Here is a 9,167-nt window from a genome sequence, read left to right as displayed (position 1 = left end):
CGCCCCGCAATTCCTCAACTTCCCCCAAGTCCACCGCACCACCATGCCCGAACCAACACCACACCACCAAATCGACCTAACGAAGTACTACTAGTGATCGCTAGCAGATTTGCCACAGCGACGTAAAACGTCAAGCTCAGGGGAAGCTCCCCTTCACGATCCAATGATCAGGGTGTCCACGATCAAGGGGAAACGCCCAACTGGAGTATTCCGTCACTCATGACGGCCCAGAGGTCGGAGATGCCGTCGCCGTTGGCGTCCGGGTTGCCCTGAGTCATGGGGATGGATGCGTCGTCCCAGCCGGTGGTTCCGTACACCTCGTCGCGGCCGGTGCCGGACTTGGCGGCGGTCGACAGCGAGTCGAGGTCCGCTCCACCGCCCGCGCCCGGTTTTCCGTGGCGCGGCCGCAGCCCGCGTCCGGCTGCGTCGCCGCGGAAGAGCAGGTCGGGTACGTCGCCCGAGGGGGGCCACCGGACCGGAGTGCGGGCGAGGTCGGCGAACATCGCCCCAATAAACCAACCAAGCGGTATTTTATCCTTGCCAGATCGACCCTGGAATGGAAAACTCCCACCTGGCGGAGCAATAAAAACCGACCGCCTGGTACGGTAACCTTGCTCCCGTCGATGCCCCCGCAGCCGGTTCCGGACGGCGCCGCCGCCTACCGGGACCGCCCGTGGACGGCCGAGGAAAGGGAGGGAAGCCATGATCGACATGGAGAGGAGCGCCCTGATGCAGACACGGGGAGACGTCGCCGACGACTTCGTGTCCGAGTTCTGCCGCCAGATGCTGGCCTCGCTCAAGCGCCGCGACCAGCGGACCCGGGGCGAGTGGTACGTCTCCGGGCTGCTGTCCGTGCCGGGGCGCAAGTCCATGCGCGCCCTGGCCTCCGTCGCCGAGCACGGGGGCGCCGAGCAGAGTCTGCACCACTTCATCAGCGACTCCTCCTGGGCCTGGAGCCCGGTGCGCCAGACGCTCGCCCGGCACCTGGACCGGGTGCTGCTGCCGCAGGCGTGGGTGATCGACTCGATGGCCATCCCCAAGTCCGGGGCGCACTCCGTCGGGGTAGAGGAATCGTTCCGCTCCGACCTCGGCCGGGTCGTCAACAGTCAGCAGGCCTACGGCGTCTCGCTGGCCAACGACCAGCTGAGCGTGCCCGTCAACTGGGCCCTCGACCTGCCCCCGAAGTGGCTGGCGGACGAGGAGCGCCGGCGCCGGGCCCGCATCCCCGAGGGTCTCGCGGCCCTGAGCGTGGAATCGGCCGTCGTGCACGTGGCGGCGGAACTCTCCGGCTCCACCTGGGGGTTACGCCGCCGGCCGGTGGTCCTCGACGCCCGCGCCCTGGATGCGCACGCCCTTGTCGAGCAGTTCACCCGCCGCAGCGTCCCCTTCATCATACGCGTCGACGGGGCCACCCGGGTGATCGGCCGCGATCCCAACCGGCCTGGTTCACAGCGACAGTTGCTGCCCGCACAGCAGCTGGCGGAACAGGGCAAGCGGATGTCCCGGCCGGTCGACTGGGTGGACCCGGAGTACTCGATCAGGCGGTCGGTACTGGTCAGCGGCTCCGGCGTGACCATGCCGGCCCGCCGCGGTCCGGGGCTGCCGCCGGCGCCCGGCCCGGCGCTGACGCTCGTGGGCGGCTGGCCGATGCACAAGGGCAGGCCGGGCGAGCTCTGGCTGTCGAACCTGCTGGAGGACATCCCGCCGGCCGCGCTGCTGCGGCTGGGCCGGCTGACCCGCCGGGTGGGCAAGGACTACGCGGAGGTCAGCACCCGGGTGGGCATGCGGGACTTCGAGGGCCGGTCCTACGCCGGCTGGCACCGCCACGTGACGCTCTGCTCCGTGGCGCACGCCGTCCTGGTGCTCTCCGCGGCCCGCCTCCGGCGCGCCGCGGCCTCACAGGAGCTGTCGGCCTGAGGCGGCGCGCCGGGCCAGCTCGGCGTGCGCCGCCCCGCGCAGCACCTCGACCGGCACCGCGTCCGACACCCCGGACACGCCGGTCAGCAGTTCAATCTGCCGCGCCGTCCGGTGCAGCAGGATCGACAGACCGTCGACCACCGTGCCGCCGGCGAAGCCCGCCGCCTTGGCGAGTCGGGTCGGCCACGCGGCGTACGCCGCGTCGAGCACGGCGGCCCCGGACCGGGCGACGGTCGGGGCGAGCGTGTCGGCGACGCCGGCGGGCAGCGTGGAGACCACCACCGCCACCCCGTCGAGCAGCCGGCCCAGCTCGTCGAAGGGGCGCAGCTCGACCGCCATCCCGAGCCGGCCAGCCGCCGCCTCGACCTCGGCGGCACGCCGCCGCTCGCGGACCACCACCACCGGCTCCCTGACCCCGGCGTCCCGCAGCGCGGCCAGCGCGGAGCAGGCCGCGGCCCCGCCGCCCAGCACCACCGCGGACCCCGGCGCCTCCAGGCCGGCCTCCCGCAGCGCCGTGGCGAAGGCGTGGACCCCGGCGTGGTCGCCGAAACTCCGGCCGTGGCGGAAAACCACCGTGTCCGCTCCGCCGACGTCCATGGCCAGCTCCGACACCTCGTCCGCCAGCGGCAGCACGGCCCGCCGCAGCGACGCGGTCAGTACGATCCCGGCCCAGTCATCGCCGAGTGGGTCGAAGAGCGCCGGCAGCCCCGCCTCCTCGCATTCCACGGCACCGAAGCGCAGGTCAAGGCCCATGGCCGCGTAGGCGGCCCGGTGCAGGGCGGGTGACAGGGACTGGCCGACCGGCGATCCGAGGAGCGCCGCGCGACCGCCCCGGATGGCTCCGGACGCCGTGCGGCCCACGGGTGTGTGGTTCGCGTACATGGGTCAGGAACGCTCCTTCTGCCGTCTGGGGGTGGTTTTCGGATATCAGGACAGCCTAGAACCGCCCCCCACCGGACACCGCACGGAGTTGACATAGAGCGGCGGTGGATCGGGCCGGGGGCCGTTTCCCCCCGCCGGGCCGGCCCTCCGCGGCGTCCCGGACCCGCAAGGTGATGAAATCGCGGCCGCTCCTTTGCCGCCGGACCGGCCGCCGGAGGAGAGTTCCGTCCCACGAGGCCCGTCCGTCGAGTTCGTCCCCCAACCCGCCCGCCGCGCATTGGAGTTGCGATCGTGACCAACGCCGCCGTCATCTACTACTCGTCCACCGGACACGTGCACACGCTGGCCGGGGCGGCCGCCGCGGCAGCCGAGAAGGCCGGCGCCGAGGTACGCCTGCGCAGGGTCGCCGACTACGGCCCGCAGGCCACGGCCACGGCCACGCCCGCCGGTGACATCGCCGAGGCGACGCTCGATGACCTGGAGTGGGCCGACGCCCTCCTGTTCGGCACGCCCACCCGCTTCGGTCTGCCGGCCGCCCCGCTCAAGCAGTTCATCGACGGCACCGGCGAGCTGTGGAACCAGGGCAAGCTGGTGAACAAGGTGGTCTCGTCGTTCACCTCGACCTCCACCTCGCACGGCGGCCAGGAGAGCACCCTGCTGGCGCTGAACAACACCTTCTACCACTGGGGCGCGATCATCGTTCCCCCCGGCTACGCGGACCCGGTCCAGTTCGCCACGGGCAACGGCAACCCGTACGGCACCAGCCACATCTCCCACGACACCGTCCCGCCGGGCGAGGAGAACCTGAGCGCGATCGAGTTCCAGGCGCGCCGCATGGTCGAGATCACCACCGCGCTCAAGTCCGGCCTCCGGGCCGGCTGAACCGGCACGGTCACCGCCCCGCCGGGCCTCGGCCACGGGCCCCGGGGGCCCTCGGCGGCCTGATCGGCGCCCGACGCGGCGGGCTCCGCGCACCGCTTCGCGGAGTTCGCCCGCCTGCGCCGCGAGCGGACCGCCGAGGTCCAGCCGACCGCCCGCGAGATGAGCCCGGCGACTCTTCCACCCGGCCGGCGCGGCCGGTCGGCGGCGTAACGCCATGCTCGCCGCGCTGTCCACCGGCGACCTGCGGGACCGGGTGGCCTGGCAGCACGACGCCGAGGCCGGCGCGGCGACCGCCCTCCCGGCCGGCGCGGCCTGACATCAGCCCATGTGACCTCAGCACGTGAGAACGCACCTGAACCCGCGTGGGAACCCGCGCGAGAACCGAAGGGATCCTCCTCCATGGACATCATCAGCTGGAACGGCACCGAACCGGAGAACCCGCTGGTGCCGGGCGACGCGACCGAGCGCGACAGCGTGAAGATCGTGAACGTCCTCTTCACCGGCCTGGTCGAGTACGATCCGCAGACCGCCGAGCCCCGCAACGCGGCGGCGAAGTCCATCGAGTCGGCCGACTCGCAGGTCTACCGGATCACCCTGAACCCGGGCTGGACGTTCCACGACGGCACCCCCGTCACCGCCGCCAGCTTCGTCGACGCCTGGAACTACACCGCCTACGGGCCCAACAAGCTCCAGGGCGCCGAGTACCTGTCCCACATCCAGGGCTACAAGGCCACCCAGAGCGGCTCCGCGGACACCCTGTCGGGGCTCAAGGTGATCGACGACAGCATCTTCGAGGTGACGCTCTCCGCGCCGTTCTCCGCCTTCGTCACCCAGCTCGGCTACGCCGCCTTCTTCCCGCTGCCGGCCAGCTTCTTCGCGGACCGCCCGGGCTTCGAGGCGCACCCGGTCGGCAACGGCCCCTTCGCCTTCGCCTCGCACACGCCGGGCAAGAGCATCGTCCTGCACCGCTACCCCGCCTACGCCGGGGCTCGCAAGCCGCGCGTGGACGGCGTTGAGTTCCGCTTCTACCGGATGCTGGAGGACGCTTACGCGGACGTCGTGGCGAACAGGCTCGACTACCTCGACTTCGTGCCCGCCGACGCCCTCGACGGCGGCCGGTACAAGGAGGAGCTGGCCGGCCGGTACGTGTCCAAGCCGTACATGGGCGTGCAGTCCCTCTCCTTCCCGCTGTACGACCCTCGGTTCGGCGACGCGCGGCTGCGGCAGGCGATCTCCATGGCCATCGACCGGCAGTTCGTCATCGACACGGCGTTCGACGGCGACAAGATGCTGCCGGACGGCCTGGTGCCGCCGATCGTGCCCGGCCACGGCGGCGACGCCGGCGGCGACCTGTGCACCTACCAGCCGGCGAAGGCGAAGGAGCTCTTCGACGCGACCGGCTTCGAGGGCCCGATCGAGCTGACCTCCAACGACGACTCCGCCAACCAGGTGTGGATCGACGCGGCCTGCTCGACGATCACCGCCGCGCTCGGCGTCGAGGCCCGGTACGTGCCGGTCCCGACCTTCGGCGAGTTCCGCAAGCAGATCAACGAGCAGGAGGTCACCGCGATCTTCCGCTCCGGCTGGGTCGCCGACTACCCGTCGATCGAGAACTTCCTCAACCCGATCTTCCGCACCGGCGCGGCCGTCAACGGCTCGGGCTACTCCAGCCCCGAGGTCGACGCGCTGCTCGCCCGCGCGGACGCCGCCCCCACCGAGCAGGAAGGCTGGGCGCTCTACCAGGAGGCGGAGAAGCGGATCATCCAGGACATGCCCGCGATCCCGCTCTGGTACCAGCGGGTCGAGTCCGGCTGGTCCACCCGTACGAAGAACGTCGTCGTCTCGCCGCTGCTGCAGTTGGACCTGCTCGACGTGACGATCGAGAACTGACCACCTCCCAGGAGCCCGCCGCCGTGGATCCCCCCACCCACGGCGGCGGCCGGGCGGGGCGCGGTCCTGACCCGTGGCCCAGGGGGTCCACGGAGGCCGGCCGCCTTGGCCCGGGTCTTGGCGGCCTCGGCACGCGGATCGGAGTCGCGGGCCGGGGTGGCGCTCTCCAGCGGGCGGGCGAAGTCCGGGTGCGCCCCGGCCGGGACCTGGTCGAGGAGCGTGGTGTCATGCGGACCGGACGCCCTCGTACCCGTCATGGTCCCCCTTCCTCTCGGACGCGGTCGCGGGCCCGGGCCACCGGGAGCTGGTCGAGCACGGCGGCGGTGGTCATCGTCATGGCGCAGCGCTCGGCCGCGTACCGCGGGGCGAAGTGGCGGTACGCGTGCGAGAAGTCGGCGACGGCGACGGGGAACGGCCGGATGTCGGCGGTGGTCATCAGCACGCCGGCGTGGGCGTAGACACCGCACACCAGGAGCTGGTCGCGGCCCTGCGCCCGCATGGACGCGGGGAGTTCGGTGCGGTGGAAGGCGCTGTGGCGCCACTTGGTGAACACCAGATCGTCCGCCCCGGGGCGGACGGTGTCGACCACCGCCCGGTGCTCGGGCTCGACGGTCATGCCGGAACCCCGGAAGTCCTTGAGCAGGCCGCGCTGCTCCTCGGTCATGCCGCCGGGCTGGGTGATGTGGGCGACCGGGATGCCGAGCGCAGCGCTCGCGCAAGGCGGTGACGTTGCCGGGCGGTTCGGTGACCGGGGACAGGCCGGCGGGGAAGGGCCGGATGAAGTACTTCTGCGTGTCGTGGATGAGCAGCACGGCGCGCTCGGGGTCGAGCGTCCACCCGGCGGTGTTCGTCGGCAGTCCGTCCTCGGTGGGCATCGGGTAGGCCGCGATGGCCGGATTTCCCTGCGGGAGGTGTCCTCTCGGGGTCCGGGCGGCACGTTCTCGGGGGTCTGCGGGGTGCCGGCGGTCTGCGGCCGAGGACCGCGCCGCCGCCGGCGGTGAGGTCGTGCGTCGTGATGTGGGCGGCCCGGTCGGAGAGCGGGAAGACCACCGCGTCGGCGATGTCCCGGGGGCGGGCGATGCGCCCGAGCGGGACGCCGGCGCGGTAGGCGGCGGGAGTGCCCTCCACCGACGCCCGCTCCGCGCCCCGGTCCACAGGGCGGTGTGCACCGGGTGTCGGTGGAGCCGGGGGGCGAGGACGTTGCAGCGGATGCCGTACCGGGTCGCCTCCGGGCCCGGGCACTTGGTGAACACGGTGGCGGCGGCCTTGGACGCGGCGTACGCCGCCATGTCGGTACGGGCGGTGCGGGCCGCGTTGGAAGCGACGGTGACGACGGCGCGCCGCCCGTGCTGGGCCGTCGGGTTGACGACGGCGCGCGAGACGAGGAAGACGCCCGAGGTGTTCACCGCGAAGGTGGCCGCCCAGTCCTCGTCGGTCGGGCCCACGCCTCCGGGCCGCAGCACCCCGGCCGCGTTGACGAGAAGGTCCGGCGGGCCCAGGCTCCCCGCGATCACGGCGACGACCGCTTCGACGGCGGCGCTGTCGGTGACGTCCGCGGGGAACGCCACCGCCGTGCCGCCGCTCCCGCGCACCCGGGCGGCGAGTTCCTTGAGCCGCTCGGCGTCCCGGTCGACCATCTCGACCGCGGCGCCGCGCGCCGCGAGGGCGCGCACCACCGCCTCGCCGACGCCGCCGGCCGCGCCGGTGACCAGGGCGACCCTGCCGGCCATGTCATCGTCGTGCATAGCGGCCTCGAAGATCGACGGGGGCCGACCGGGAGTGCTGCGGGTGGGTTCGGGGTGGCGCGCGCCCCGCCGGCGCGGGTCAGCGCGCCGGCGGGCCGCCGTGCCAGGCGGCGGCCACCTCCCATGCCTGGGCGGGGTTGAGCCGGGGATCGCAGAGGGTGGTGTAGCGGTCTCCCAAGGCGTCCACGGACCGTGCGTCGGCCGCGCATTCGAGGACGTCGTCCGGGGTGCTCTCCAGGTGCAGGCCGCCGGCGACCGCGCCTGCGGCGGCGATTGCCCGCTGGAACTCCGTGGTCTCGCGGACCACGGTGTCCACCAGCCGGGTCTTCAGTCCGCCGGGCCCGCTCACGGTGTTGCCGTGCATCGGGTCGGACAGCCAGACGGCCGGGTGCCCGGCCAGCCGTACCGCCTCGGCGAGCGCCGGGAGCCGGTGGGCGACGGTGTCCGCGCCCATCCGGGCGATCAGGGTGAGCCTGCCCGGTGCACGGTCGGGGTCGAGCCGCTCACACAGGGCCAGCAGTTCGCCGACGCCCATGTCGGGGCCGACCTTGCAGGCCACCGGGTTGGACACCGAGGCGAGCAGGGCCACATGGGCTCCGTCGAGCTGGCTGGTGCGGTAGCCGATCCAGGGCCAGTGGGTCGAGGCCAGGTAGCGGCCTCCGGTGTCGTCGGTGCGGATCAGCGGCGCCTCGTAGTCGAGCAGCAGGGCTTCGTGGCTGGTCCACACCGGGGTGGCGAAGGCGGACGGGCGCAGCTCGGAGCGGCCGCGCAGCGCCGCCATGGCCCGGTCGGCGGCCTCGTAGCCCGCGCGCAGCCGGCGGGGGTCGGGGCGGCGCCGCCCGGCGTCCGGCTCAGGTCCGTTGACCAGGTGGCCGCGGTAGACGGGGAGTTCGACGCCGTCCACCCATTCGGTGGGGCGGGAGCGCGGTTTGGCGAACTGGCCCGCCATCCGGCCGACCTTGAGGGTGGGCAGCAGGGTGTTCATGGACATCACCCCGGCCAGCGTCTCCAGGAGCGCCACCTTGCGGATGACGGGTCCGGGCGCGCACTCGGCGGGGTCCTCGGCGCAGTCCCCCGCCTGGACGACGTGGAACCGGCCGGCCGCCACCTCGGCCAGCAGGCCGCGGAGTTCGGCCACTTCGGCCGCGGTCACCAGGCCGGGACGGCCGGCGAGGTCGAGGGTGACCCGGGCCAGCAGTTCGCGGTCCTCCCAGGCCGGCTGCTGCTGGGCGGCCAGGGTTCTCCAGGGCTCACCGCCCTCCAGAAGGAGTGACCCGGCTGCGGCCGGTCGGGCCGAGATCGCTTCGCTGGTCAACAGAAACCTCCGTGGTCGTGATGCGTTCGCCGGTTCGGGGCTTGCTCTTTCGCGCATCGCACCGCTGTCCGCGCCGCGCAGTCGGACGGCTCTCGCCGAGTGTGCTGTCGCGGCACCGGGCGATCAACGCGCGCCGGTCAACTTCGTCAGGTGCCCCCGGCGCCGCCCTCGGTGGACGGGTCGCCGTGCGGGGCCGATCGGGCCGGGCGGAACGCATCCTCCCCGGCGTCCGGGCCGCCGGGGGCGTTGTCCGAAAGTGCCGGACAGGCTCCGTCATGTCGGCGTGCTGGCGCGGGTACCGATGCCGGCCTGCTCCGGGGGCCTTAATTGCTTCTGCCGGTCAACGCTCGCGATCAAAGCGGTGTTCGGCTGGACTCGGATCACGGCAGGCGCCGGTCATCATGAGCCGGCACCATCCCGGACCGATCACCCCGCCGGCGTCCGCCCTAACCGCCGTAACCGACCGCGCCCATCGCCGCCGTCGCCGCGACCGGCTGCCCGTCGAGGCTCGCCTCGATGTCGGCGCGCATCTCGTC

The 9,167-nt window shown here is 73.0% G+C and carries 7 protein-coding genes and 1 pseudogene; 3 read left to right on the top strand and 5 right to left on the bottom strand.

The features are described 5' to 3' along the window. Window positions 1-182 precede the first annotated feature (182 nt). Window positions 183-503, bottom strand: a complete 321-nt coding sequence (locus tag ACWEFL_RS35935) for a hypothetical protein (RefSeq protein WP_451721289.1) — start codon at window positions 501-503, stop codon at window positions 183-185. Window positions 504-702: 199 nt separating this feature from the next. Between ACWEFL_RS35935 and ACWEFL_RS35930 the strand changes: the two genes are divergently transcribed. Then, window positions 703-1,917, top strand: a complete 1,215-nt coding sequence (locus ACWEFL_RS35930) for an IS701 family transposase (protein WP_451721287.1) — start codon at window positions 703-705, stop codon at window positions 1,915-1,917. On the opposite strand, the gene ACWEFL_RS35925 is transcribed toward ACWEFL_RS35930, so the two are convergent. Next, a complete protein-coding gene (locus ACWEFL_RS35925; protein ID WP_451721285.1) occupies window positions 1,897-2,799 on the bottom strand; it encodes a shikimate dehydrogenase family protein in 903 nt (300 codons plus the stop codon). The genes ACWEFL_RS35930 and ACWEFL_RS35925 overlap by 21 nt on opposite strands. 291 nt (window positions 2,800-3,090) lie before the next feature. Between ACWEFL_RS35925 and wrbA the strand changes: the two genes are divergently transcribed. Both wrbA and ACWEFL_RS35915 read left to right on the top strand, forming a co-directional pair. Next, complete coding sequence (gene wrbA, locus ACWEFL_RS35920; protein WP_451721283.1) at window positions 3,091-3,681, top strand: NAD(P)H:quinone oxidoreductase; 591 nt, start codon at window positions 3,091-3,093, stop codon at window positions 3,679-3,681. A 399-nt stretch (window positions 3,682-4,080) separates the two neighbouring features. Beyond that, the gene (locus ACWEFL_RS35915; RefSeq protein ID WP_451721281.1) at window positions 4,081-5,571 is read left to right on the top strand and encodes a peptide ABC transporter substrate-binding protein; all 1,491 of its coding nucleotides are present in this window, start codon (window positions 4,081-4,083) and stop codon (window positions 5,569-5,571) included. A 253-nt stretch (window positions 5,572-5,824) separates the two neighbouring features. Here the strand turns inward: ACWEFL_RS35915 and ACWEFL_RS35910 are convergent, their stop codons facing one another. The 3 genes and pseudogenes from ACWEFL_RS35910 to ACWEFL_RS35900 form a co-directional block, all read right to left on the bottom strand. Then, window positions 5,825-6,235: an isochorismatase family protein gene (locus ACWEFL_RS35910; RefSeq protein ID WP_451721279.1), complete on the bottom strand. Its 411-nt coding sequence runs from the start codon at window positions 6,233-6,235 to the stop codon at window positions 5,825-5,827. 538 nt (window positions 6,236-6,773) lie between these two features. After that, window positions 6,774-7,301, bottom strand: a pseudogene (locus ACWEFL_RS35905) (SDR family NAD(P)-dependent oxidoreductase); the annotation flags it as partial. 94 nt (window positions 7,302-7,395) lie between these two features. Next, window positions 7,396-8,631, bottom strand: a complete 1,236-nt coding sequence (locus ACWEFL_RS35900; protein WP_451721277.1) for a 3-deoxy-7-phosphoheptulonate synthase — start codon at window positions 8,629-8,631, stop codon at window positions 7,396-7,398. Between the last annotated feature and the right edge of the window lie 536 nt (window positions 8,632-9,167).

The organism is Streptomyces sp. NPDC004838, from assembly GCF_053600955.1.
The sequence above is the reverse complement of the archived record's forward strand: the minus strand, read 5'-3'. Positions and strand labels throughout refer to the sequence as shown.

Bases quoted from the DNA above. Each gene is read 5' to 3' on its own strand.
- ACWEFL_RS35925 (WP_451721285.1), bottom strand. From the start codon at position 2,799: ATGTACGCGAACCACACACCCGTGGGCCGCACGGCGTCCGGAGCCATC.
- ACWEFL_RS35930 (WP_451721287.1), top strand. From the start codon at position 703: ATGATCGACATGGAGAGGAGCGCCCTGATGCAGACACGGGGAGACGTC.
- ACWEFL_RS35915 (WP_451721281.1), top strand. From the start codon at position 4,081: ATGGACATCATCAGCTGGAACGGCACCGAACCGGAGAACCCGCTGGTG.
- ACWEFL_RS35935 (WP_451721289.1), bottom strand. From the start codon at position 503: ATGTTCGCCGACCTCGCCCGCACTCCGGTCCGGTGGCCCCCCTCGGGC.
- ACWEFL_RS35910 (WP_451721279.1), bottom strand. From the start codon at position 6,235: ATGACCGAGGAGCAGCGCGGCCTGCTCAAGGACTTCCGGGGTTCCGGC.